This window comes from Hafnia paralvei ATCC 29927 (assembly GCF_001655005.1).
GTDB lineage: Bacteria > Pseudomonadota > Gammaproteobacteria > Enterobacterales > Enterobacteriaceae > Hafnia > Hafnia paralvei.
The window spans coordinates 130,207-154,069 of the sequence record NZ_LXET01000054.1 but is presented as its reverse complement, the minus strand read 5'-3'; the positions used below and the strand labels follow the sequence as shown (position 1 = coordinate 154,069).

At 47.6% G+C, this 23,863-nt stretch carries 22 protein-coding genes; 11 read left to right on the top strand and 11 right to left on the bottom strand.

The window, feature by feature from the left end:
* Position 1: 1 nt before the first annotated feature.
* Positions 2–1,963 carry a bifunctional 2',3'-cyclic-nucleotide 2'-phosphodiesterase/3'-nucleotidase gene (locus M988_RS17890; RefSeq protein ID WP_406600294.1) on the bottom strand — a complete coding sequence of 654 codons (1,962 nt, stop codon included), beginning with the start codon at positions 1,961–1,963 and terminating at the stop codon, positions 2–4.
* A gap of 238 nt (positions 1,964–2,201) precedes the next feature.
* Between M988_RS17890 and cysQ the strand changes: the two genes are divergently transcribed.
* On the top strand, positions 2,202–2,942 hold the full coding sequence (cysQ, locus tag M988_RS17885; RefSeq protein WP_064575174.1) for a 3'(2'),5'-bisphosphate nucleotidase CysQ: 741 nt from the start codon (positions 2,202–2,204) through the stop codon (positions 2,940–2,942).
* 5 nt (positions 2,943–2,947) lie between these two features.
* Here the strand turns inward: cysQ and M988_RS17880 are convergent, their stop codons facing one another.
* Positions 2,948–3,505, bottom strand: coding sequence for a YtfJ family protein (locus M988_RS17880; RefSeq protein WP_008814862.1), 558 nt, complete (start codon positions 3,503–3,505; stop codon positions 2,948–2,950).
* A gap of 331 nt (positions 3,506–3,836) precedes the next feature.
* Here M988_RS17880 and M988_RS17875 point away from each other — a divergent pair, with 331 nt between their 5' ends.
* Entirely contained in the window at positions 3,837–4,043 is a 207-nt protein-coding gene (locus M988_RS17875) for a DUF1107 domain-containing protein (protein ID WP_004093669.1), read from the top strand.
* A 119-nt stretch (positions 4,044–4,162) separates the two neighbouring features.
* On the opposite strand, the gene paeA is transcribed toward M988_RS17875, so the two are convergent.
* Positions 4,163–5,509, bottom strand: a complete 1,347-nt coding sequence (gene paeA / locus M988_RS17870; protein ID WP_004093671.1) for a polyamine export protein PaeA — start codon at positions 5,507–5,509, stop codon at positions 4,163–4,165.
* A gap of 253 nt (positions 5,510–5,762) precedes the next feature.
* Positions 5,763–6,392 (bottom strand): peptide-methionine (S)-S-oxide reductase MsrA, encoded by a 630-nt coding sequence (msrA, locus tag M988_RS17865; protein WP_096081196.1) that lies wholly within the window; start codon positions 6,390–6,392, stop codon positions 5,763–5,765.
* Positions 6,393–6,655: 263 nt separating this feature from the next.
* Between msrA and tamA the strand changes: the two genes are divergently transcribed.
* From tamA to M988_RS17850, 3 genes are read left to right on the top strand one after another with little or no spacing between them, the layout of a single operon-like run.
* Positions 6,656–8,392 (top strand): autotransporter assembly complex protein TamA, encoded by a 1,737-nt coding sequence (tamA, locus tag M988_RS17860; RefSeq protein ID WP_008814864.1) that lies wholly within the window; start codon positions 6,656–6,658, stop codon positions 8,390–8,392.
* Positions 8,389–12,318, top strand: coding sequence for an autotransporter assembly complex protein TamB (gene tamB, locus M988_RS17855; protein ID WP_064575172.1), 3,930 nt, complete (start codon positions 8,389–8,391; stop codon positions 12,316–12,318). The genes tamA and tamB overlap by 4 nt, the downstream gene beginning before the upstream one ends.
* Positions 12,318–12,671: a gamma-glutamylcyclotransferase family protein gene (locus tag M988_RS17850; protein ID WP_004093677.1), complete on the top strand. Its 354-nt coding sequence runs from the start codon at positions 12,318–12,320 to the stop codon at positions 12,669–12,671. Before tamB ends, M988_RS17850 begins: the two co-directional genes overlap by 1 nt.
* 75 nt (positions 12,672–12,746) lie before the next feature.
* Here the strand turns inward: M988_RS17850 and ppa are convergent, their stop codons facing one another.
* Together ppa and fbp are read right to left on the bottom strand one after the other, a co-directional pair.
* On the bottom strand, positions 12,747–13,277 hold the full coding sequence (gene ppa / locus M988_RS17845; protein WP_004093679.1) for an inorganic diphosphatase: 531 nt from the start codon (positions 13,275–13,277) through the stop codon (positions 12,747–12,749).
* A gap of 147 nt (positions 13,278–13,424) precedes the next feature.
* Positions 13,425–14,429, bottom strand: coding sequence for a class 1 fructose-bisphosphatase (gene fbp, locus M988_RS17840; RefSeq protein ID WP_004093680.1), 1,005 nt, complete (start codon positions 14,427–14,429; stop codon positions 13,425–13,427).
* A gap of 168 nt (positions 14,430–14,597) precedes the next feature.
* Here fbp and mpl point away from each other — a divergent pair, with 168 nt between their 5' ends.
* Positions 14,598–15,977 (top strand): UDP-N-acetylmuramate:L-alanyl-gamma-D-glutamyl-meso-diaminopimelate ligase, encoded by a 1,380-nt coding sequence (gene mpl, locus M988_RS17835; RefSeq protein ID WP_039187866.1) that lies wholly within the window; start codon positions 14,598–14,600, stop codon positions 15,975–15,977.
* 194 nt (positions 15,978–16,171) lie between these two features.
* Here the strand turns inward: mpl and yhcN (M988_RS17830) are convergent, their stop codons facing one another.
* The 3 genes from yhcN (M988_RS17830) to argR all read right to left on the bottom strand — a co-directional run bounded on the left by yhcN (M988_RS17830) (position 16,172) and on the right by argR (position 17,734).
* Complete coding sequence (yhcN, locus tag M988_RS17830) at positions 16,172–16,435, bottom strand: peroxide/acid stress response protein YhcN (RefSeq protein WP_004093682.1); 264 nt, start codon at positions 16,433–16,435, stop codon at positions 16,172–16,174.
* A gap of 135 nt (positions 16,436–16,570) precedes the next feature.
* Positions 16,571–16,834 carry a peroxide/acid stress response protein YhcN gene (gene yhcN / locus M988_RS17825; protein WP_004093683.1) on the bottom strand — a complete coding sequence of 88 codons (264 nt, stop codon included), beginning with the start codon at positions 16,832–16,834 and terminating at the stop codon, positions 16,571–16,573.
* Positions 16,835–17,263: 429 nt separating this feature from the next.
* Positions 17,264–17,734: a transcriptional regulator ArgR gene (gene argR, locus M988_RS17820; RefSeq protein WP_008814867.1), complete on the bottom strand. Its 471-nt coding sequence runs from the start codon at positions 17,732–17,734 to the stop codon at positions 17,264–17,266.
* 467 nt (positions 17,735–18,201) lie between these two features.
* Between argR and mdh the strand changes: the two genes are divergently transcribed.
* The gene (gene mdh / locus M988_RS17815; RefSeq protein ID WP_008814868.1) at positions 18,202–19,140 is read left to right on the top strand and encodes a malate dehydrogenase; all 939 of its coding nucleotides are present in this window, start codon (positions 18,202–18,204) and stop codon (positions 19,138–19,140) included.
* Positions 19,141–19,203: 63 nt separating this feature from the next.
* On the opposite strand, the gene M988_RS17810 is transcribed toward mdh, so the two are convergent.
* Together M988_RS17810 and ispB are read right to left on the bottom strand one after the other, a co-directional pair.
* Entirely contained in the window at positions 19,204–19,503 is a 300-nt protein-coding gene (locus M988_RS17810) for a helix-turn-helix domain-containing protein (RefSeq protein WP_008814869.1), read from the bottom strand.
* A gap of 209 nt (positions 19,504–19,712) precedes the next feature.
* Positions 19,713–20,684 carry an octaprenyl diphosphate synthase gene (gene ispB / locus M988_RS17805; RefSeq protein ID WP_008814870.1) on the bottom strand — a complete coding sequence of 324 codons (972 nt, stop codon included), beginning with the start codon at positions 20,682–20,684 and terminating at the stop codon, positions 19,713–19,715.
* A 259-nt stretch (positions 20,685–20,943) separates the two neighbouring features.
* Between ispB and rplU the strand changes: the two genes are divergently transcribed.
* From rplU to cgtA, 4 genes are all read left to right on the top strand, one after another.
* Complete coding sequence (gene rplU / locus M988_RS17800; RefSeq protein ID WP_004093692.1) at positions 20,944–21,255, top strand: 50S ribosomal protein L21; 312 nt, start codon at positions 20,944–20,946, stop codon at positions 21,253–21,255.
* An 18-nt stretch (positions 21,256–21,273) separates the two neighbouring features.
* Complete coding sequence (rpmA, locus tag M988_RS17795; protein ID WP_004093693.1) at positions 21,274–21,531, top strand: 50S ribosomal protein L27; 258 nt, start codon at positions 21,274–21,276, stop codon at positions 21,529–21,531.
* An 89-nt stretch (positions 21,532–21,620) separates the two neighbouring features.
* Positions 21,621–22,562: a DMT family transporter gene (locus M988_RS17790; protein WP_156518189.1), complete on the top strand. Its 942-nt coding sequence runs from the start codon at positions 21,621–21,623 to the stop codon at positions 22,560–22,562.
* 66 nt (positions 22,563–22,628) lie between these two features.
* Positions 22,629–23,807, top strand: coding sequence for an Obg family GTPase CgtA (cgtA, locus tag M988_RS17785; protein WP_004093695.1), 1,179 nt, complete (start codon positions 22,629–22,631; stop codon positions 23,805–23,807).
* The last annotated feature ends 56 nt before the right edge of the window (positions 23,808–23,863 follow it).

Sequence of the window (23,863 nt, the reverse complement as noted above, 5' to 3'; positions counted from 1 at the left end):
GTTATTTCTGTAGGTTAATCTGATAAAGCGCAAAGCCTAAGTTATCTTGCCCTTTGTTTGTCAGCGGATACTGAGCATTTTCAGTGATAAATTTGCTGGCTTTTTCACTTGGCGAAGTTTCAAAGCGGATGTCTAACGGCGTTTGGCTGCGAATTTTCGCCAACCGCCAGTTGTTGTCGACCTGTGGTGTTACCGCACCATGTTTTTTAGTTTCTGCGCGAATGTAATCAGCCAGCACCGCACGGTTTTCATCGGGTGACGCGAATGCAATATGCTGGTCACCGGTGCCTGCAAATTTCCCGCCGTAGGCGCGATAGTTGTTGGTTGCGATTAGGAACTGGGCGTTAGGATCAATAGGTTTGCCATTGAACGTAAGGCCTTTGATGCGCTCTGATTTTGAATTAATCAAGGTACATTCGCCGTCATAGCGAGCAGGTTGGCTGACATCCACCTGATAATTCACACCATCGATAATGTCGAAGTTATAGGTGCGGAAACCATCCCAGTTGATGAGCTCCTGCGGCTTATTACTGTTGACGTCGATTTGGTTGTATTGCCCAGCAGAGCACTCTAGCCACTCTTTCACATCGGCACCGCTGGCTTTTACCACCACCAGCGTATTTGGATATAAGTATAGATCGGCGGCATTACGGAAGGTCAGTTGGCCTTTTTCAACTTCAACATAGCTAGCTGGATCGTTTTTACGGCCGCCGACTTTAAAGGGTGCAGCGGCCGATAGCACAGGAATATCGGCTAAATCGGGATCGCCCTGAATATAGTGTTCCACATAGGCGCGTTGGGCATTATTGACGATTTGCACCGTAGGATCGTCTTGAATCAGCGCCAGATAGCTATACATATTGCCGTTGGATTTACCGATAGGTTGGCTGACAAAATCACGAGTGCCCTTGTGATCTTCTTTTAGTACTTTAATTAAAGAGGCATCCTCGGCGGCTAACGATTTTTTATTCGCCAGATCGTAAATCGGGCGTGCCTGTGCTTTGGCATCTTCAACGGTCCATTTGCCTTGATCGTTGTTGATGACCAGATCGACCAAACCTAAATGATCTCCCCACTGCCCAGGCATCACAGCCGGAATACCGTTAAGTGTCCCTTTATCAAGATTGACGCCTTTGATATCAGCAAAATCTTTGCTTGGGAACACGGCATGGGAGTGGCCAAACATGATGGCATTGATGTCAGGTATCTGACTTAAATAGTAAACCGAGTTTTCTGCCATAACTTGATAAGGCAGACTGGATAAGCCTGAATGGGGAATAGCGACAATCAGGTCAGCGCCTTCTTTTTTCATCTTTGGCACATACTTGCGAGCGGTTTCTGTGATGTCATTCACCTTCACTTTGCCAGCCAGATTAGCTTTATCCCACGTCATGATCTGCGGTGGTACAAAACCAATGTAGCCGATGCGTAGCGTATGCATTTTCCCATCGCGGTCTTTTACCTGCTTTTCTGCGATTAGATAAGGTTTCCAGATTGGCTCACCGGTTTTTGCATCAACCACGTTGGCATTGATATAAGGGAATTTTGCGCCAGCCTGAGCTTTCTTCAAATAATCCAATCCATAGTTAAACTCGTGGTTACCGATGTTTCCTACCGTGTAATCCAGCGTGTTCATGGCTTTATAAACTGGATGCACTTCTCCCTTTTCTAATCCCTTTGACGCCATATAGTCACCCAAAGGACTCCCTTGAATCAGGTCACCGTTATCAACCAAAACACTGTTGGTGGCTTCATGGCGAGCGTCGTTGATAAGGCTTGCGGTGCGCACTAGGCCGAACTTTTCAGTTGGCTGATCTTTGTAATAATCGAAATCCATCATATTGCTGTGCAAATCGCTGGTTTCGAGGATACGTAAATCAACGGTGGCAGCCTGTACCGAGCCGGCAATGAGTAACGCTACCAGCGAGTAAGAGAAGGGACGAGCGGACATGGTAATCTCCATGAGTGTATTTATGACAAGCATCGCAACTAAACGTGTAATTTCGATGAAGGTATTCCCAGAACTGTGAACTCTGCCAGATAAAGAAAGGGGTGTCCGTGGGGGAGTTCACAGATGAGGGCGTGGTTATTGGGGGGATGAGCTTTTGTACGTGAGTATATAGGTAGCGTAAGTGAAAGATGGCTATTCACCGCAAAAAAAACTAGTCTTCTAGAAGAAGCCGTTGTTTAAAGAGGTAAATATGTTAGAGCAAATTTCCCGACTGGCGCGTGAGGCCGGAGAGGCAATAATGGCGGTCTATCAAGACGATAAACCTCTTAATGTTGAACATAAATCTGATGATTCACCGGTCACGGCAGCTGACCTTGCTGCACACAGAGTGATCCGCGATGGGCTGTTGCAGCTAACGCCAGATATCCCTTTGTTGTCTGAAGAAGATCCTCCGTCGTGGGACATTCGTCAGCATTGGCAGCGTTATTGGCTGGTTGATCCTTTAGATGGTACCAAAGAGTTCATTAACCGAAACGGTGAGTTCACCGTGAATATTGCGTTGATTGAAAACGGTATTCCGGTGATGGGCGTGGTGTATGCTCCGGTCAATGACGTGTTGTATAGCGCAGAGCACGATAAAGCATGGAAAGAAGAGAAGGGCGTTCGTGAGCAAATTCATGTGAGCAATGCTATACCCCCGCTGGTGGTGGTGAGTCGCTCGCATGCGGATGATGAGCTAAGAGACTATTTAGCGCAGCTGGGCGATCATCAAACGGTTGCTGTTGGCTCATCACTTAAATTCTGTTTGGTTGCAGAAGGTAAGGCTCAGCTTTATCCACGATTTGGACCCACTAACGTCTGGGATACCGCTGCTGGGCATGCTGTCGCGCGGGCTGCAGGCGCGAAAATTAATGACTGGCAGGGTAAGACGCTGGATTATACCCCGGCAGAATCCTTCCTGAACCCGGGGTTCCGTGTTTCTATATTTTAGTTTTTTTAAGAACCTAACAGTTGATGCAGCAGGGCTATGACCTGCTGCACTTCCTGTGGTGTTAATGCGCCATCTTTCGCAAATTTCACGTTTCCTTGTTTATCTAACACCACGATAGCGGAGCCTTTCGGCTGTAGATCCCATGCCTTTTTAGCGGCACCAGTGTCATCAACGATAAACTGTGACCAAGGGAATTCTTTCTTACTACTTTCTATGCTGCTACGAACAAACGGCCCAGTGCCGATGATGGCGTCGTCGGTATTCACAATGGTGGTCGTTTGGTATTTATCATGCGGCAAACCCGCTTTTTTGATGGCTTCAATCAGTGGGTCATTCATGTCTTTGGCAGACGTACGACCGGCAATATGCTGGATAACGCGAACCTTTCCACCAAGCTGAGCTGAATTCCAGTTTTTGTAGCTAAACTCGTTGTTTTGATAATTGAGTTCGCCACGGTCACTGATACCTACTGGTGCGACGCGCTGATTCTGCTGAAAGTTGTGCGCGGATACTGACATGGATAACAGTAGCAGAGGAAGAAGATAGTGTTTTTGTAGTTTCATGCAGGCTCTCTAAATAAACAGTCAGAGTGATCGTGTCAAAAGCATAGATTGTGATCGGAGGTCTGTCCTGTTTTGATGTGTTAGTGAAAGTTTTATTCTGTAAGGCCAAAACCCCATTTTTTGCGTGATTATTTCATGCTGGGTATGACTTTTTGCATACCATTCTGTCAGCTGAGGTAAATATAGTGAAAAATAGCGCTTAATGGGAACCCAAAGTTGTGAATAGGGTCTATATTTATAGTCCATTACGCGGATAGGGTGAGTGCAGCCGTTTTGGCTGAGTGAATTTTTATACCCTGCCGCATGTCATTACCGGGAGGTAAACACAACAATGAAAATCTTCCAACGCTACAATCCGCTTCTTGTTGCCAAGTATGTGAAAACCCTGTTTCGTGGACGGTTATACATCAAGGATGTCGGTGCTTTCGAGTTTGATATGGGGAAGGTTCTTCCTCCGAAAGTGCGAGACAAACGCCATCTCAGTGCGATGTCTGAGATTAATCGTCAGGTAACGCGACTGCAGGCCGAAATGGCATAGGCAGATTGGGAAGAGCTCCCAGCAGTGTTAGTCCAGAGTAAAAATGATAACGGCCCTTACGGGCCGTTTGTGTTTATGTTGTATCGCGGATTTAAGCGGTCAGCGAAGCACTGTGGTTACTAGGGATTAGCTTCTTTGGCTTTCTCTAGATCGCCTGCGGCATCAGGAATAATAGGCGCAGGGCGTTCGGTCAAACGTGTAACCAGCAATTGGTCGATCTTATAGCTATCAATATCAACCACTTCGAACTTATAGCCAGCGTATTTAACGTAGTCAGTACGTTTTGGAATTTTGCGCAGCATGTACATCATGAAACCACCGATGGTTTCATAATTGCTGTTTTGCGGGAATTCTTCGATGTCCAGTACGCGCATGACGTCGTCAATTGGCGTAACACCTTCAACGAGCCAAGAGTTTTCATCACGGGCAATAATCTGTTCTTCTTGGCCTTGGCCAACCAGATCGCCCATCAGCGTGGTCATGACGTCGTTCAGCGTGATGATACCGACCACCAGCGCGTATTCGTTGAGGATAATAGCGAAGTCTTCACCGGCGGTTTTAAAGCTTTCCAGCCCTTCAGATAGGGTCAACGTATCTGGGATGATAAGCACGTTGCGGATTTGCACACCGCTGCTCAGTACCAGACTCTGGTTACCCAGTACTCGGTTAAGCAGGTCTTTCGAGTCAACGTAGCCAACCACATGATCGATTGCGCCATCACAGACCAAGAACTTGGAGTGAGGATGGGTAGAAACTTTCTCTTTAATGCTCTCTTCACTTTCGCTGAGGTCGAAGTAAATGATGCTTTCACGCGGCGTCATAGAAGAAGGAACCGTGCGCGATTCCAACTCAAATACGTTTTCGATGATTTCGTGTTCCTGCTTACGCAGTACGCCCGCAAGCGCACCAGCCTCAACGACGGCATAGATATCGTCGGAGGTAATGTCGTCTTTGCGCACCATCGGCAGTTTAAACAAGCGGAAGATCATATTGGCAAGGCCGTTAAAGAACCACACCAAAGGTCTAAATATCAATAGGCAGAAGCGCATCGGGTTGACGATCCGAACGGCGACCGTTTCAGGGGCGATCATACCGATGCGTTTCGGTGTTAGGTCGGCAAATAAGATAAAGCAACTGGTGACCAACACGAATGAACAAACAAAGCTGACCTGTTCCGAAATTTCTGGCGACATAAAGCGGTCAAACAGAATGCGGAAAGTGGGAGAGAATGCAGCGTCACCGACGATACCACCAAGGATAGCAACGGCGTTTAGCCCGATTTGAACTACGGTGAAGAAGTAACCTGGCTGTTCTTGTAATGCAATGACACGAGATGCATTGATATCACCTTCGTCGGCCATTGTTTTCAGTTTCATCTTGCGAGAGGCGGCCAGTGAAATTTCCGAGATGGAAAAAAAGGCGCTTATCGCGATTAATATCAGGATCAGTAAAATACTGTTTAACATAATTTATCCGCTTCGACCGGTGTTGGTTCCGGGGAATAGAGAAGGGCAGTGATTAATAGAAATTTAACAAAATACGACATAGTCTTTGCGTACTACATCGCGCACTAACTACTAGTAATAGGGCCACATTTCTGTGACCCACGTCTAGTATAGCAGCAGCCATGAGAAACCAGCTAGCGATTAAAAGGTGCTCACTTCGTCATAAACCATTGCTATTAGCCAATTTTAATGGCGAAACGAGCGACCTTCAATCCTAAAGCTGAGGTGGCAAGCAGACGCCAATGCCACCCAAACCGCAGTAGCCATGCGGGTTTTTATACAAATATTGCTGGTGTTCATCCTCAGCATAGTAGAACGGTTTGGCGGCACTGATTTCTGTCGTAATTTCACGAGAATCGTTGGCTTCACGCATCGCTTTCTGGAAGCGCGCTTCGCTGGTTAACGCTTCAGCTTGTTGTTGAGGCGTTAACACAAAGATCGCAGAACGATATTGGCTACCAATATCATTTCCTTGGCGATCCCCTTGCGCCGGATCGTGGTTCTCCCAGAAGAGCTCAAGCAGTTTTGCGTAGCTAATGATTTTTGGGTCGAAAACGATGCGAACGGCTTCAGCGTGTCCGGTTTGGCCTGAGCAGACGTCACGGTATGTTGGATTAGGGGTAAAACCACCGCTATAGCCTGCTGCGGTGCTATAAACCCCCTGTTGTTGCCAAAATAGGCGTTCTACGCCCCAGAAGCATCCCATCGCGAAAATGGCTGTTTCCATACCTTCTGGTACTTCTGTCATCGAATGACCATTGACTGCATGTGTTTTTGCGATGGGCATTGGCGTGTTTCGGCCAGGTAATGCCTGTTCAGCAGTCAGAGTTTGAGTGTGGTGAATTGTGTTTGCCACAGGTGGCTCCTGTCTTAGATTTATACATCACGTTGTGGTTATATCTATAGCTTTAGTGATTGCACATTTGTAATCAATTCGGTCATTAGTTGTATCTCATACTTACTTTGCGCACAATATGCCTAATTATTGCAACCATGTACTAATGGCAATGCAAACTAGTGCAATTGCACATTTTTGAGTTCCGTCAGATAGCAGTCCCCCTGACAGGCGGAATGTTTTACAGGTAGGGTTAAACGTTAGGAGTTCGCGTGCCACGATTTCGTGTCTTTGGCTTTATATGCCTATTTTTGGCATCCCCATTGGCCAATGCAGCGCAAGTTCGCTTAAAGGTTGAAGGTTTAAGCGGGTCGCTCGAACAGAACGTACGGGCCAGTCTTTCCACCATCGAAAGCGATGAAGTCAGCAATGATGGCCGTTTTCGCGCCCGTGTTGATGAGTCTATCCGTCGTGGGCTGAAAGCGCTCGGCTATTATCAACCGACAATTGAATTTGATTTTCAGGATCGTAAACCGCCTGAGCGTCCGCTATTGATCGCGAAAGTGAAGGCGGGTGAGCCTGTGCTTATTGCTGGCGTTGATGTGAAAATCCAAGGACAGGCGAAGGATGATGAAGCGTATAAAGAGCTTTTGAAAACCGGTGAGCCTAAAATTGGCACCGTGCTTAACCACGGCACCTACGATAGCTTTAAAAATTCGCTGACGTCTATCGCGCTGCGACGAGGTTATTTCGATGCCACAATGCCAGTACACCAACTCGGCGTGATTGAAGATGAGCGCAAAGCATTTTGGGATATCGATTTTGACAGCGGTAAACGTTACCGCTTTGGTGATGTAACTTTCGAAGGATCGCAGATCCGCGAAGAGTATCTGCGCAATTTGGTGCCTTTCAAGCAAGGTGAATATTATACGTCCGAGGAACTGGCTGAGTTTAGCCGTCGCTTGTCAGCGACTAACTGGTTTAACTCGGTGGTCGTTTCTCCAGATTTCAAGCAGGTTACGCCAGAAAAAGAGCTGCCGTTAGACGCAGTGCTTTCACCAAAGGTGCGCAATACCGTAGAGCTCGGCGGCGGCTATGCTACCGATGTCGGCCCGCGCGTGCAGGCAACGTGGAAGCGACCGTGGGTAAACTCTTATGGCCACAGCTTTGAGACCTCGCTTAACCTTTCTGCTCCTGAACAAACAGCTGATTTCAGTTATAAAATTCCTCTGCTGAAGAATCCAATCGAGCAATATTATCTGTTGCAGGGCGGGTTTAAGCGAACCGATCTCAACGATACCGAAGAAGATACCACGACGTTGAACGTGGCGAGATATTGGGATCTTTCGAGCGGTTGGCAGCGTTCGGTTAACCTGCGTTGGAGCCTTAACCACTTTACTCAGGGTGAAGTCACCAACAATACCATGCTGCTCTATCCCGGGATCATGTTAAACCGAACCCGCTCGCGTGGTGGGTTGATGCCGGTGTGGGGAGATAGCCAACGTTATTCTTTTGATGTTTCTGATACCACGTGGGGATCGGACGTCGATTTTGCTGTAGTGCAGGCGCAACAGGTTTGGATCCGAACCTTAGCCGAAAAACATCGTTTTGTTGTACGCGGTAACGTGGGGTGGATTGAAACCAACGACTTTGAAAAAGTTCCACCTAACCTGCGTTTCTTCGCCGGTGGCGATCGCAGCATTCGTGGCTATAAATACAAATCCATTTCGCCGGAAGATAGCTCTGGCAAGCTGACCGGTGCCTCTAAACTGGCGACGGGCTCATTAGAATATCAATATAACGTCACTGGTAAATGGTGGGGTGCCACCTTTGTTGACTCTGGTGAAGCGGTGAACGATATCAAACGTAGTAATTTCTACACCGGTGCCGGTGTTGGCGTACGCTGGGAATCTCCGGTGGGTCCCATCAAGCTAGACTTTGCGGTACCGGTGGGTGACAAAGACAACCACGACCTACAGTTTTACATCGGATTGGGGCCTGAACTATGAGACGTATTATCAAATTCAGCCTGATTTTTCTGCTGGTTGTTGTGCTACTGGTGGTAGGTCTGATTGGAACAGTCATCAGCACACCGGGTCTTCATTTTGTTATTAACAGTGCGGCGCGTTGGGTGCCGGGATTAGATATCGCGGGAGTGACCGGTGGCTGGCGTAATCTAACGTTAACCGGTGTTTCCTATCAGATGCCGGGCGTGAAAGTGAAGGCCGGAGAATTCCATCTAGCGGTTGATGTAGGGTGTCTGAAAAAGAGTGAGCTGTGTCTGAATGCGCTGACGGCGAATCAGATCGATGTTGCTATCAACACTCAAGAACTCGCACCGTCAGAACCCGCTCCAGAAGAAACTAACAGTGAACCGCTGACCGAGCTGAAAGCGCCTTATCCGATCGCGATTCGTTTACTGCGGATCAATAACGTGCATGTTACCGTCGATGATACCGCCATTTCACTGGATGAGTTTCGCACTGGTGCTGAATGGCGAGATCGCGGCCTGACGCTGTTGCCGACTCATATTCAATCTCTGCTGGTGGCGTTACCGAAAACGCCTGCCACCCCGGTGCAGGATCAGGTTGTTGCCGTTGCTATCAAAGATAAGCCGGTCACTCAGGCTGCCATGGATGCGGCGTCCGAGAGTGCCAAACAGGCGGCGAGTGATGCTGCAGAGCACGTGGCGAAACAGGTCGTCAAGCCAGAGCAGGCCAAGGCTGATGCGCAGAAAGAGGTTCAGGCTGAAGCGGAAAAGGCGGCGCCAGAGAAACCGTTAGGAGAAGTGCTGGCGGAGCTATTTGCTAAACCGCTACTTCCGGATCTGCCTGAACTGCGCTTGCCATTGGATCTTACCGTTAAGCGTATTTCCGGTGACCAACTGCGTGTTACCGGTGATAGCGACATTGTGGTGAATACATTGTTGGTGAGAGCCGTCACTAAAGACAGTGCGCTGCGTTTACATACGCTTGAGGTTCGCTCGCCGCAGGGTAATGTGTCGATGCATGGTCAGGCGACATTGAGCGATCAATGGCCGATGGATTTCCGTCTGAATGCGGATTTGAACGTTGATCCCGTCAAGGGAGAAAAGCTGAAGTTAGGTATTAAAGGCAACCTGCGTGATGTATTGACGCTTGATGCGAATCTCTCTGGTCCGTTGAAAGCCACGCTGGCGGCGGAAACTCAGTTGGCTAAGGCTGGTCTACCTCTGGCACTGACCTTAGAAAGCTCAGGAGTACAGTGGCCGCTGACGGGAGCCTCTGAATATCAGGCAAAAAATATCCGAGTGCGCCTGAACGGTAGCGGAAAAGTCTATGCGCTATCAATGCGTACGGATGTTAGTGGCAATGAGATCCCAGCAGCTAAAATTACGCTGGATGGTAAAGGCACCGACCAGCAGTTTAATTTGAACCGCCTACGTGTTGCCGCGTTACAGGGGAATACCGATTTATCGGCGTTGGTTGATTGGAGTAAGGCGATTAGCTGGAAAAGCAAGCTAACCTTAGACGGCATCAATACCGCGAAACAATGGCCTGAGTGGCCCGCGAAGCTGAATGGCAAGATTGAAACTCAGGGGAGTCTGTACGGTGGCAATTGGCAGCTACGCGTGCCAGTGCTTCAGCTTGCGGGCAACGTGAAGCAAAATCAGGTCGATGTACGTGGCAACCTGACGGGAAATCAGGCAGGGCAGTGGAAAATACCTGAAATGCATATCGGTCTGGGGCGTAACAAGATTGATATCACCGGCGAGCTGTCAGATAAATGGGCATTGGATGCGGTTATCGATGCTCCTCGTCTGGATGGTAACCTGCCTGGGTTGGCGGGAACCGCAAAAGGTACGCTGAAACTGCGTGGTAATCTTAAGGCGCCTCAGGTACTCGCCGATCTCACCGCGTCAGGTTTGCAGTGGCAAACGCTGACGATCAACCGCGTTAAGCTTGACGGCGATGTTCGTTCCGCTGAACAAATTGAAGGTAATTTGAATGTGCGTGTCGAACAACTTAAACAGGATGATTTCCTGATTAGCTTACTCACACTGGACGCTAAGGGCAGCGAGAAGCAGCACCAACTACAGTTGAAAATCAATGGCGATCCCATTTCGGGGCAGTTAGCGCTGAAAGGTAGCTTCGATCGGGCTACAGAACGTTGGCAGGGAACGTTAAACGATACACGCTTTGATACTCCGGTAGGGGAGTGGCGTTTAACGCGTCCAATTGCCCTCGACTATCTCAATGCCCAGCAAAAAATTAGCGTTGGCCCTCACTGTTGGCTGAACCCGAATGCCGAAGTTTGCGTGCCTAAGACCATAGAAGCGGGAGCCAGTGGTAATGCCAGCGTTGTGCTTAACCGTTTTGATTTGGCAATGATTAAACCGTTCTTAGGCCCAGACACTGCGCTAAACGGCGTGTTTACCGGTCGCGCGGATGTGAGCTGGAAAGAGGGGGAAGCATTACCTGAAGCAAAAGTGACTCTGAGTGGTAAAGGGGTCAAGGTTCAACAGGTTGTGCAGGGGAACCCACTTCCTATTGCTTTTGATACGTTGAATTTGAACGCCGCGCTGAACCATGGTCGTGCTCAGCTTGATTGGCTGATAAAGATTGCTGGTAACGGCCAGTTAGACGGTAATGTGCAAGTTGCTGATCCTCAGGGGCGGAGAAATCTGTCGGGGAACGTTAATATCAAGAACATTTCGTTGGCGATGTTGAATCCAGCATTGATGTCCGGCGAAAAAGCACAGGGTATGCTTAACGCGGCTCTCCGTTTAGGCGGTAATGCGCAACAGCCACAAATTTATGGTCGTATGGCGCTGGATAAGGTGGATATTGACGGTCAGTTTATGCCGTTTGATATTACCGACGGTAATTTGGCTGTGAACTTTGAAGGAATGAGCTCAGCGCTGCAAGGGGTGATTAAAACGTCTCGCGGGCAGCTAAATCTCACCGGTAACGCCGATTGGCGCGTAATTGATGCATGGCGAGCGCAGATTGCAGTGAAAGGAGATCGTGTTCGCGTAACGGTACCGCCGATGGTGCGTTTGGATGTCTCACCGGATATTGTGTTTGAAGCAACGCCGAAAATGTTTGCTCTGAATGGTTCAGTGGCCATTCCATGGGCTCGCATCACGGTGCAGGAATTACCGGAGAGTGCGGTCTCAGTCTCTTCGGATGAGGTGATGCTGAATAACGATCGTCAGCCGATCAAACCAGCAACGGCGTCTATTCCGATCAATAGCAACCTAAACATCAGTATTGGGCCGAATGTTCGCTTGGATGCGTTTGGTCTGAAGGCGAGATTGCAGGGTGATCTGAAGATGGTGCAGGATGAGCACGGACTTGGTTTGAACGGTCAGGTGAACATCCCTGAAGGGCGTTTTGCGGCTTATGGACAGGATTTGTTGATTCGTAAAGGGGAACTTATCTTCTCCGGACCGCCAGAACAACCGCTGCTCAATATTGAGGCGATTCGTAATCCAGACGCTACGGAAGATGATGTTACTGCCGGTGTTCGTGTCACAGGGCTTGCCGATCAGCCGAAACTAGAAGTATTCTCAGATCCTGCCATGTCACAACAAATGGCTCTGTCTTATCTGCTGCGTGGTCAGGGATTAGAAAGTTCGGGAACGGACAGTAATGCGATGACTTCAATGCTGATTGGTATGGGGGTCGCGCAAAGTGGGAAGCTGGTGGGTAAAATCGGCGAAACATTTGGCGTAAGCAATTTATCTCTGGATGCTCAGGGCGTTGGGGACAGCTCACAGGTTGTGGTGAGTGGTTATGTACTACCAGGATTACAGGTAAAATATGGGGTAGGGATATTTGATTCGTTGGCAACGCTGACGCTACGTTATCGCCTAATGCCTAAATTATATCTGGAAGCGGTGTCTGGACTCGACCAGGCACTCGATTTGCTCTATCAGTTTGAGTTTGAGTGATGCGAATTATTGTATACGGAAGTCTACGTCGTAAGCAGGGTAACAGTCACTGGATGACTAACGCTATGCTGCTAGGTGAACATGAGCTCGAAGGCTACGAGATGTACGATCTCGGGCATTATCCAGCGGTAGTGCCTGGCGAAGGCAAAGTCTTTTGCGAGGTTTATCGCATTACCTCTTCTATCTTAGCCGAGCTAGATGACTTAAAAAGCAACAGCAAGGACTATCGTAGAGAGCTAATCAAAACGCCATTTGGCAGCGCATGGATCTATATCTATCTATACTCGGTAGAAGGTTTACCGCGTATTAAATGCGGTGATTGGCTGAAGCGTGGTCAGGAGTGCGACGAGTAAAGCGTCGCTTTCCGACCAGAAAGACATAAAAAAACACCGCCATCAGGCGGTGTTTTTTCGTGCGGAGAAAAACAATTATTTGTTTTTAGCGCGCTCGAAAGAGGCAACGATTTCAGCTTTAGCCGCTTCAGCGTTGTCCCAGCCTTCAACTTTAACCCACTTGCCTTTTTCCAGATCTTTGTAGTGTTCAAAGAAGTGGGAGATTTGGGCACGCAGCAGTTCAGGCAGATCGTTCACATCTTTGACGTGATCGTATTCTTTGGTCATTTTGCTGTGTGGAACAGCAACCAACTTCGCATCTTCACCTGCTTCGTCAGTCATTTTCAGCACGCCAACTGGGCGGCAACGAATAACTGAGCCAGGCTGCAGTGGGTACGGAGTTGGAACCAAAACGTCAACCGGGTCGCCGTCCAGAGACAGAGTGTGGTTGATGTAGCCGTAGTTACATGGGTAGAACATGGCAGTAGACATGAAACGGTCAACGAACAGGCAGCCGGTTTCTTTGTCTACTTCATATTTGATTGGATCAGCGTTAGCTGGAATTTCGATCACTACGTAGATATCTTCTGGCAGGTCTTTGCCAGCAGGGACATTAATCAAGCTCATGTCGGTTTCCTTTAATCAAACCAGAAATGGAGTGACGGCTATTATAGCGGTCACTCCACAAATGAACAGCCTATCCCCATCATACTTCAAGCTGTAGGTCGCGTCGCGAGCCTAATGTCACTTAAAACCAAACGGGTACTGGCAGGATTATGCGTCTGGGAAATCACTCATGAAGCGTTCAGCGTCTTCAACCATTGAACTGGTACCAACGAAGAACGGTGCACGTTGGTGCAGTTTTTCAGGTGCGATGTCCAGAATACGGCGGAAACCATCGGTCGCTTTACCACCTGCTTGCTCGGCTAAGAACGCCATAGGATTGCATTCATACAGCAAACGCAGCTTGCCACTTGGATGGCTTGCAGTGCTTGGGTAGATATAAATGCCGCCTTTGAGCAGGTTGCGGTGGAAGTCGGCAACCAAAGATCCAATATAGCGAGAGGTGTAAGGACGCTGTGTGGCTTCGTCTTGTTCTTGGCAATATTTGATGTATTTCTTCACACCGAGAGGGAATTTAATGTAGTTCCCTTCGTTGATAGAGTACATATTGCCTTTTTCAGGGAAGCGTACGCGTTCATGCGACAGGCAGAAAACACCGAGCGATGGATCGTAGGTAAAGGCGTGAACCCCGTTACCAGTGGTGTACACCAGCATCGTTGAAGAACCATACACCACGTATCCTGCGGCAACCTGACGATTTCCCGGTTGCAGGAAATCTTCTTCAGTCACCGGCTGTCCGATGGGCGTAATACGGCGATAGATTGAGAAAATCGTACCTACCGAAACGTTTACGTCGATGTTAGAAGAGCCATCCAATGGATCCATCAAAACCACATACTTACCATTGTTGGCACGGTCGCCTTCAAAGATGACAATATCGTCTTCTTCTTCTGATGCGATACCAGCGACCTCGCCGCGCGCTTTTAAAGCGGCCTTGAGTTTTTCGTTGGCATAGAGATCCAGCTTCATCTGAACCTCACCCTGCACGTTTTCCGCACCACTAGCACCGAGAATATCCACTAAGCCCGCTTTGTTGATATCGCGGTGAATAATCTTGGCACCCAGTTTAATTGCGGAGAGGAGAGCGGTTAGTTCGCCAGTAGCGTGTGGAAAATCTTGCTGCTTTTCGACGATAAACTCGCCTAAAGTTTTCATGACACATTCCCTGATTCTGCGAAGGAGTAGCGATTTATTTACAAACCGCCAACGTTTTCGCAGCTATTCTAGCCAATGTATAAAGTGATTCCTAGGTAATTCCATTTCGCGTCAGCCGTTCTCAGCGTTAGAATGTGAACTGACTCGATGTAATCAACTGGAAACGATATGCGCATTCATATTCTTGGAATCTGCGGCACATTTATGGGCGGCCTTGCTTTGCTGGCTCGGACGTTAGGACATGAAGTGACGGGTTCTGATGCCAATGTTTATCCGCCGATGAGCACGCTACTAGAAAAAGAAGGGATCACGCTGATGGAAGGATACGATCCTTCACATTTGGATCCTGCACCTGACTTGGTGATCATTGGTAACGCGATGACGCGTGGTAACCCTTGTGTTGAAATGATTTTGGAGCAGGGAATTCCATACGTTTCGGGTCCACAGTGGCTGCATGATGAAGTATTGCGTCATCGCTGGGTGATTGCGGTTGCGGGAACGCACGGTAAAACCACCACCGCTGGTATGGTCACATGGATTCTGGAAGAGTGCGGTTATGAGCCAGGTTTCGTGATTGGTGGTGTGCCAGGTAACTTTGATGTTTCAGCTCGGATGGGCAACAGCCCATTCTTCGTGATTGAAGCCGACGAGTATGACTGTGCCTTCTTCGATAAACGATCCAAGTTTGTGCATTACTGCCCGCGCACATTGATCCTCAATAATCTTGAGTTCGATCATGCCGATATCTTTGACGATCTTAAGGCCATCCAGAAACAGTTTCATCATCTGGTTCGTCTGGTGCCAGGTAAAGGCCGTATTATTTCACCCGCCAGCGACGCAAACCTGAAGCAAGTCATGGCTATGGGGTGCTGGAGTGAGCAAGAGCTTAGTGGAGAAGATGGAACGTGGAATGCACGTAAGCTGAATCCAGATGCTAGCCATTTCGAAGTGCTGTTGGATGGCGATGTGGTGGGAGAAGTAAACTGGGGGTTAGTTGGCGAACACAATATGCATAATGGTTTAATGGCGATTGCGGCAGCTCGTCATGTCGGTGTATTGCCTGCTGATGCCTGTCGTGCTTTGGATTCCTTCATCAATGCCCGTCGTCGTTTAGAGCTACGCGGTGAAGCCTTTGGTGTAAAAGTTTATGATGACTTTGCCCACCATCCGACGGCAATTTTGGCAACGCTTTCTGCTTTGCGCAGCAAAGTAGGTGGAACCGCACGTATTTTAGCCGTGCTGGAACCTCGCTCTAATACCATGAAAATGGGCGTATCCAAAAACGATCTGGCTCCGGCACTGGGGCGAGCGGATGAGGTCTTTTTGTTCCAGCCTCACCACATTCCTTGGTTAGTGACTGAAGTAGCCGAAGCCTGCGTTCAGCCGGCTCATTGGAGTGCGGATATTGACGTATTGGTCGATATGATTGCGAAAACGGCTCAGCCTGGTGATTATATTTTGGTCATGAGTAACGGCGGCTTTGAGGGCATTCATAGCAAGCTGTTGAAGGCGCTAGAACACAAACAAGAGATTAGCGAGCAAGAATAAAATCATTCTATTGCTTTCGCTGATGTAAAAAGCCGTGGCTCTGCCCACGGCTTTTTTGTCTTTGGTGAGGGCAAAAAAAAGCCTTCGCAAGCGAAGGCAATGGGGTTCGTCTGGTTAGACGAGGGTATTAGTCAACGAGCTCAAGTTAGACACAGGAAACGTTGACCTTATGATGAAACGGTTAGAGCAATTAATTAGCGATAGATCTCTGCGGTAGCGTGGTAGTTACCATCGATACGAGCTTCAATAATGTGATAAGCAGTAGCTCCCTTTGCGTCGGCTTTATCAGAAAGCTGTGCTTTGATATCAGAAGGTGAACCATCAATACCGCTGGTGGTAATGGTGCCTAATGACTGCATAGAGGAAGCCTGCTCTGCGCTGATGGACTGTGCAGCAAATGCACCAAAAGAAACCATTGAAAGAAGGCCTAAAGCAGCGACGGTAGTTTTAATTTTCATGATTATTTTCCTGTTCTATTTCTGCCGCAGTACTTCGATCTTAGATTCAATGACGATTTTCTTTTTGGTCACTGCGGTTGTTAACGATTTTGACTGGCGAAGCTTTATGCTTCGTCTTGCAGGTGAAGCGGAATCTTATTTATAGATTTCAGCGGTTGCGTGGAATGAACCTTCATTACGCGCTTCAACGACACGATAGGCAGTTGCGCCTTGTGCATCCGCTTTGGCTGATAATGCTGCTCTGATATCGCTAGGTGCAGCGCTGACACCGCTAACACTGATAGTGCCGATAGGCTGCATGTTAGAGGCTTGAGCGTTATCGACTAGCTGAGCGGCGAATGCACCGAAAGAAAGAGATGAGAGAATAGCCAGAGCTGCGATAGAAGTTTTAATTTTCATGATGTATGCCTCAGAGATTATCTTATTTAGTTATTGAACTGTGATTCATGTCACGAAAAGAAGTGTACACCTAGTAACTAGAAAAATTAATAGCTAGCTAATTGTTTTTTAGGTTTATTTGTTTGGTATTCACGTAGTAAATATATTCAATTGGAATAAAAACAGAGTGAATTTTGTTCTTTTTGGCTTAAATACTAATAAGATCAATAAAATGACATCATGTTGCAAAACGTGCGGAACATGGAGTTTACCCCCTGTCGCAGTACGTATGTTGACTGAAAAGACCATCATTATCATTAGGTGCAGAGTATTGTGCCGTACACATACGCTAAACTAGCAGAAAGGAGAGATCAGCTGAGCCAGAGGGGGGAGAGGGAAATCAGGTAGGAAATGAATAGGCCCGACAAATAATCAGGCCAGAGAGTGGGCTTAAAGCTCTTGATCGAATAGTGACAAGATAGCGTCGTGCAGCTGTTCTACTGAAAAACCTTTGGCTGGCGTGGTGAAAATTGTGTCATCGCCTGCAATGGTTCCCAGAATGCCTTCTGATTTGCCTAATGAGTCTAATAAACGTGCAATCAACTGTGCTGCGCCTGGGCTGGTATGGATGACAACCACTGAATCGTTGTAATCGACGTCGAGCACGAGATTTTTCAGAGGGCTGCTGGTTGTTGGGACGCCAAGTTCAGCAGGCAGACAATACACCATCTCCATCTTTGCATTTCGCGTGCGCACTGCACCAAATTTGGTCAGCATACGAGATACTTTGGATTGGTTGATATTCTCAAAGCCTTCATCTTGCAGTGCCTGCACGATCTCACCCTGAGAGCTAAATTTCTCTTCCTTGAGTAGCGCCTTGAATGCCTTGATCAAGTCTTCTTGTTTTGTTGGAGTTCGCATTCTTCACCGTAGAAATAGAAATAGAGAACATTATTATGCGCAATAATGAATTTTTATGCAATTTAAGTGCAAAAAATATTAAGTCGGCCATTAAGAAATCAAACCGGCAAGGGCGTGATTTTATCACCTTGCTCATAAAATGAATATGTTAGTCGAATCTGTGACTAAGTCTTCATCATTGGTAAATGGTTTGTTATTAAAATGATGTTGTTGTGATGTAAAGGAAGGGTGTAATGTAACGGCCGGGTAATCAGCTGTGATAAGTGCGCAACGAATTCCTACTTTGTAACCCTATGCCTTTCATGCATAAGCCATTTTTTATTATAAACCTTGCAGTAGGACATGGAATTAGTGCGTCATATCCCAATCTTTGTGTTAACAGATTGTTTTTTAAGACATGATGGACTAAGGTGCGCGGTAATGCATTCACGGCACTCTTAAATTAAAGATAAATCAAGGAGTATAGAATGAAAGTTGCAGTTCTCGGCGCAGCCGGCGGTATTGGTCAGGCTCTCGCCCTTCTTCTTAAAACTCAGCTTCCTTCAGGTTCAGAACTCTCTCTTTATGACATTGCGCCGGTGACTCCGGGCGTTGCTGTCGATCTCAGCCACATCCCTACAGCAGTTAAAATCAAAGGTTTCAGCGGTGAAGATGCGCGTCCAGCATTAGAAGGCGCAGATATCGTGTTGATTTCTGCGGGTGTTGCACGTAAGCCGGGTATGGATCGTTCTGACCTGTTTAACGTAAACGCAGGTATCGTACGCAATCTGATTGAACAGGTTGCGAGTACTTGTCCGAAAGCCTGTATCGGTATTATCACTAACCCAGTTAACACGACAGTAGCAATCGCTGCAGAAGTGCTGAAAAAAGCGGGTGTGTACAATAAAGATAAGCTGTTCGGTATTTCTACATTGGACGTTATCCGCTCCAATACCTTTGTTGCCGAGCTGAAAGGTAAGAACCCAGCAGAAGTCGAAGTGCCTGTAATTGGCGGCCACTCTGGTGTGACAATCCTGCCTCTGTTGTCTCAGATCCCAGGTGTGACCTTCTCCGAACAGGAAGTTGCCGATCTGACTAAGCGTATCCAGAATGCAGGCACTGAAGTTGTTGAAGCTAAAGCCGGTGGCGGGTCTGCTACGTTGTCTATGGGTCAGGCTGCCGCACGTTTTGGTCTTTCTCTGGTTCGCGCTATGCAGGGTGAAAGCAACGTTGTTGAATGTGCTTATGTTGAAGGTGATGGCAAATATGCTCGCTTCTTTGCACAGCCTCTGTTGTTGGGTAAAGAAGGGATCGTTGAACGTAAATCCATCGGATCTTTAAGTGCTTTTGAACAAAAAGCACTGGAAGGTATGCTGGAAGTTCTGCATAAAGATATCGAGCTAGGCGAAAACTTCGTTAACAAGTGATTGTTAACAGAAAACGGGTGGTTATAAACACCCGTTAATTTAGCTTAAATCTAACCGCTGACCTTAATCGTCAGCGGTTTTGTTTTTATTCGATCTTCGTGCACGCATGAGTAGCTGTCTATCAATAGGCTGATGAGTGGCGACATCATAATAGCGGCTTGGCCATATCTCAGAGGGATGAATACCTAGCGCTTGAGCAATAATAAATTCGCCTTTAGGCCAAGGACGCGTTAATGCATTAGAGAGCGTGGTGCTAGAAAGCCCTGAGGCTCTTGATAGTCCACTGAGCGTAATTTTCCGTTTGTGCAATGCAGCAATAATATCTGCGTGATGCCAATCTTCATGGCATTGACTCTCTGTCATAATCCATTCCTTTGCGATGACACATTTACAGGGTAAGAAAAATAAGGCTTGTATACATCGCTACTATCTAAAAACACTCTTTAAATTTCAATTAATTTCCAATTACTTCAATAATAAGAAAGCCATTATTTATGGCTTATTTATTGTTTTATATGTTCTTTAAAAGAAAAAGAGCCTTTCGGCTCTTCATTTATTTCTAAAAATAAGAATTAGAATTTTCGATCGACCGCCATATTAGCCAGCCCAATAAGCGCTTCTTTATAAGGCGACTCCGGCAAGACATCTAATGCTGAAATTGCTTTATCAGCTTCTTCTTCGGCTCGCTGACGGGTATAAGTCAGCGAGCCGACTTCATGCATGGTTTCGAGAACGGGTTCAAGCAAATGACGCCCATTGCCTTCTTCAATAGCTTTACGAATCATGGCTGAGCGTTCTGGAGAGCCGTTCTGCATAGCGTGAAGCAGGGGTAATGTTGGTTTACCCTCGTTCAGGTCATCACCCGTATTTTTACCCAGTGTTTTTCCATCAGCATCATAATCCAACAGATCATCGATCAGTTGGAAAGCAGTGCCGAGATAACGCCCATAGTCTTGCAGAGCGATTTCCTGCTCATGTGTGGCACCCGCCAAGATCGCTGATGATTGAGCTGCTGCTTCAAACAAACGGGCCGTTTTGCTGTAAATGACTCGCATGTAGTTTTCTTCAGTGATGTTTGGATCATTGACGTTCATCAACTGCAAAACTTCACCTTCAGCGATAACGTTGGTGGCCTCAGACATCAGTTCCAGCACTCGCAATGACTGCAGGCTGGTCATCATCTGGAATGATCGTGTATAGATAAAATCACCGACTAATACGCTCGCAGCGTTACCAAAAGCCGCGTTAGCGGTGGCTTTGCCCCGGCGCATATCGGATTCATCAACCACGTCATCGTGCAGCAAGGTTGCTGTATGAATAAATTCAATCAACGCTGCTACGGTGATGTGTTTATCACCCGTATAATTTAATGCTCTAGCCGACAACACGGCGATCATCGGGCGAATCCGTTTACCTCCACCGCTGATAATGTAGTAGCCCAACTGATTGATTAAGCTCACTTCAGAGTTCAGTTGCTGAAGAATCGTTGCGTTCACATCCGCCATATCCTGCGCGGTTAACTCAGTAATTTGTTCTAGGTTCATTGTATTAATTCAACTGTGTTTCCATTTTCCGCCGGGCGAAAGCCCGCATGCAGGCTGTCACAAGCCACCAACTATAGTATGATTGTACTTGAAAAACGTATTAGATAAACGGCGCGAAGAGAACTGTGTTTTTTTTCTTCTTTTCTCCCGATTCTACCCTTGTCTTCTGAATGATTTTTGCGTAGAATTCGCGCCCTATTGTGAATATTTATAGCGCGTATTGGGCAACGAACCATGCGTGCGGAAATGCGGAGTTTATATGTACGCGGTTTTCCAAAGTGGTGGTAAACAACACCGAGTAAGCGAAGGTCAGACTATTCGCCTGGAAAAGCTGGACATCGCAACTGGTGAAACTGTTGAGTTTGACCAGATCCTGATGGTCGCTAATGGCGAAGACATCAAGATTGGCGTTCCATTTGTTTCTGGTGGCAAAGTTAAGGCTGAAATCGTTGCTCACGGTCGTGGCGAGAAAGTAACTATCGTTAAGTTCCGTCGTCGTAAGCATCATCGTAAGCAGCAGGGTCATCGTCAGTGGTTCACTGATGTTAAGATCACCGGCATCAGCGCTTAATTCTAGGAGAGCAGATTAATGGCACATAAAAAGGCTGGCGGCTCGACTCGTAACGGTCGCGATTCAGAAGCTAAACGTCTGGGCGTAAAACGCTTTGGCGGCGAAGCAGTATTGGCAGGTAGCATCATCGTTCGTCAACGTGGTACTAAATTCCACGCTGGCAACAACGTAGGTTGCGGCCGTGACCACACTCTGTTTGCTTTGGCTGACGGTAAAGTCAAGTTCGAAGTTAAAGGCCCGAAAAACCGTAAGTTCATCAGCATCGTTGCTGAATAAGTTTTTCGCGTCTAAATAGATGTAAGGCCCCGCAATAATCTTGCGGGGCTTTTTTACGTTTAGGGCCAAATAGGCCAAGGATGCTGAGTATGGAAAGCAATCAGAACGTCAGGGTGGGAATATGCCTTGCTCTCACAACGGCGATTTTCTGGGGCGCATTGCCTATTGCAATGAAGCAGGTTCTACAGGTGATGGAGCCTTATACCATTGTCTGGTATCGCTTTTTAATCGCATCAGTTGGATTGTTTTTCATTCTTTATTCTCGTAAGCAATTACCACCGATGCGCGTATTCAAGCATCGACGTTGGTTGGTCCTGCTCATTATTGCGACCTTTGGCTTATTAGGTAACTTCGTTCTGTTCAGCAGTTCGTTGCAGTATTTAAGTCCTACGGCGTCTCAGGTAATAGGGCAGCTATCTCCCGTTGGGATGATGTTTGCCAGTGTTTTGATTTTAAAAGAAAAAATGCGCATCACTCAGGTGATTGGCGCATGTATGCTGATTACTGGACTGCTGTTGTTCTTTAACGTCAGCTTGAAAGAAATATTTACTCAACTGACGGCATATACTCTGGGTGTGATCTTAGGGGTGGGAGCCGCAACGGTTTGGGTAAGCTATGGTGTCGCTCAGAAAGTGCTGTTACGGCGATTAGCATCACAACAGATCCTTTGGCTGTTGTACACTTTATGTGCGATATGTTTATTTCCGTTGGCGAAGCCTACGGTGATTTTTCAGCTGGATGGCTGGCAGTTAGCCTGCTTGATATTTTGTGGGGCCAATACGTTAATTGGTTATGGCGCGCTGGCTGAAGCTATGGCGCGCTGGCAGGCAGCTCAGGTCAGTGCGGTGGTGACGTTAACCCCGCTGTTTACCCTGATGTTCTCTGACTTGTTAGCTTTGGTATGGCCAGATCTGTTCCTTTCCCCATCGCTTAATACGGTGGGCTATATTGGAGCATTTGTGGTGGTAGCCGGAGCGATGTTTTCCGCGGTGGGTCACCGTTGGTGGCCGCGTCGGGCCGAACAAAACTAGCTTACAGCTTACACAGCTAGGTTGCTCAGCTTAAGCAGCCCGGTAAATGATTTACGGAGACAGTAAATGAAATTTGTAGATGAAGCAGCGATTCACATCGAAGCCGGTGATGGCGGCAATGGCTGCGTCAGCTTCCGTCGTGAAAAATATATTCCGCGTGGCGGCCCAGACGGTGGCGATGGCGGTGATGGCGGTGATGTTTATTTGCTTGCCGATGAAAACTTAAATACTTTGATTGACTACCGCTTTGAGAAATCTTTCCGTGCCGAGCGCGGTCAGAATGGCCAAAGCCGTGACTGTACTGGTAAACGCGGTAATGACATCACGATTAAAGTGCCAGTGGGAACACGTGTTGTCGATCTAGACACCGGTGAAGTGCTGGGCGATATGACTCGCCATGCTCAAAAGCTGATGGTGGGTAAAGGCGGCTGGCATGGACTGGGCAATACCCGATTCAAGTCATCAGTAAACCGTGCTCCGCGTCAAAAGACGATGGGGACCAAAGGTGACAAGCGCGATCTGAAGCTTGAACTGCTGCTGCTGGCCGATGTGGGTATGCTGGGGCTGCCGAATGCGGGTAAATCTACCTTCATCCGTGCTGTATCTGCAGCAAAACCGAAAGTTGCTGATTATCCATTTACCACGCTGGTTCCAAGCCTTGGCGTTGTGCGTATGGATCATGAGAAGAGCTTTGTGGTTGCAGACATCCCAGGCTTGATTGAAGGCGCATCAGAAGGTGCAGGCCTTGGCATTCGTTTCCTTAAGCATTTGGAACGCTGCCGTGTACTGCTTCATCTCATCGACTTGGCGCCAATTGACGAAAGCGATCCTATTGAGAACGCTAAAGTCATTATCAATGAACTGGGACAGTACAGCGAAAAACTGTCTCAGAAGCCACGCTGGTTAGTGTTCAATAAGATCGACATCCTTGATCCTGAAGAAGCTAAACAGCGCGCACAGGCGATTGCAGATGCACTGGGCTGGGAAGATAAACATTATCTGATTTCTGCGGCTAACCGTGAAGGTGTGAACGCTTTGTGCTGGGACGTCATGCACTTCCTAGATACGCAGCCACGCGATGCTGAAGTGGAAGAAGAGAAAGAAAAAGCTAAGAAAGCTGAGTTCATGTGGGATGACTATCATCGTGAACAGTTGGAACAGGCAGAAGCCGAAGCTGACGAAGACTGGGATGATGATTGGGATGAAGATGACGACGAAGGTGTCGAAATTATTTATCAGAAATAATCCTGCATTATCTTAACGATATTGTTTGAAAAACATACGTTGAAGAATAGCAAAAG

Bases quoted from the DNA above. Each gene is read 5' to 3' on its own strand.
- M988_RS17890 (WP_406600294.1), bottom strand. From the start codon at position 1,963: ATGGAGATTACCATGTCCGCTCGTCCCTTCTCTTACTCGCTGGTAGCG.
- cysQ (WP_064575174.1), top strand. From the start codon at position 2,202: ATGTTAGAGCAAATTTCCCGACTGGCGCGTGAGGCCGGAGAGGCAATA.
- M988_RS17880 (WP_008814862.1), bottom strand. From the start codon at position 3,505: ATGAAACTACAAAAACACTATCTTCTTCCTCTGCTACTGTTATCCATG.
- M988_RS17875 (WP_004093669.1), top strand. From the start codon at position 3,837: ATGAAAATCTTCCAACGCTACAATCCGCTTCTTGTTGCCAAGTATGTG.
- paeA (WP_004093671.1), bottom strand. From the start codon at position 5,509: ATGTTAAACAGTATTTTACTGATCCTGATATTAATCGCGATAAGCGCC.
- tamB (WP_064575172.1), top strand. From the start codon at position 8,389: ATGAGACGTATTATCAAATTCAGCCTGATTTTTCTGCTGGTTGTTGTG.
- M988_RS17850 (WP_004093677.1), top strand. From the start codon at position 12,318: ATGCGAATTATTGTATACGGAAGTCTACGTCGTAAGCAGGGTAACAGT.
- ppa (WP_004093679.1), bottom strand. From the start codon at position 13,277: ATGAGCTTGATTAATGTCCCTGCTGGCAAAGACCTGCCAGAAGATATC.
- fbp (WP_004093680.1), bottom strand. From the start codon at position 14,429: ATGAAAACTTTAGGCGAGTTTATCGTCGAAAAGCAGCAAGATTTTCCA.
- mpl (WP_039187866.1), top strand. From the start codon at position 14,598: ATGCGCATTCATATTCTTGGAATCTGCGGCACATTTATGGGCGGCCTT.
- yhcN (WP_004093682.1), bottom strand. From the start codon at position 16,435: ATGAAAATTAAAACTACCGTCGCTGCTTTAGGCCTTCTTTCAATGGTT.
- yhcN (WP_004093683.1), bottom strand. From the start codon at position 16,834: ATGAAAATTAAAACTTCTATCGCAGCTCTGGCTATTCTCTCATCTCTT.
- argR (WP_008814867.1), bottom strand. From the start codon at position 17,734: ATGCGAACTCCAACAAAACAAGAAGACTTGATCAAGGCATTCAAGGCG.
- mdh (WP_008814868.1), top strand. From the start codon at position 18,202: ATGAAAGTTGCAGTTCTCGGCGCAGCCGGCGGTATTGGTCAGGCTCTC.
- M988_RS17810 (WP_008814869.1), bottom strand. From the start codon at position 19,503: ATGACAGAGAGTCAATGCCATGAAGATTGGCATCACGCAGATATTATT.
- ispB (WP_008814870.1), bottom strand. From the start codon at position 20,684: ATGAACCTAGAACAAATTACTGAGTTAACCGCGCAGGATATGGCGGAT.
- rplU (WP_004093692.1), top strand. From the start codon at position 20,944: ATGTACGCGGTTTTCCAAAGTGGTGGTAAACAACACCGAGTAAGCGAA.
- rpmA (WP_004093693.1), top strand. From the start codon at position 21,274: ATGGCACATAAAAAGGCTGGCGGCTCGACTCGTAACGGTCGCGATTCA.
- M988_RS17790 (WP_156518189.1), top strand. From the start codon at position 21,621: ATGGAAAGCAATCAGAACGTCAGGGTGGGAATATGCCTTGCTCTCACA.
- cgtA (WP_004093695.1), top strand. From the start codon at position 22,629: ATGAAATTTGTAGATGAAGCAGCGATTCACATCGAAGCCGGTGATGGC.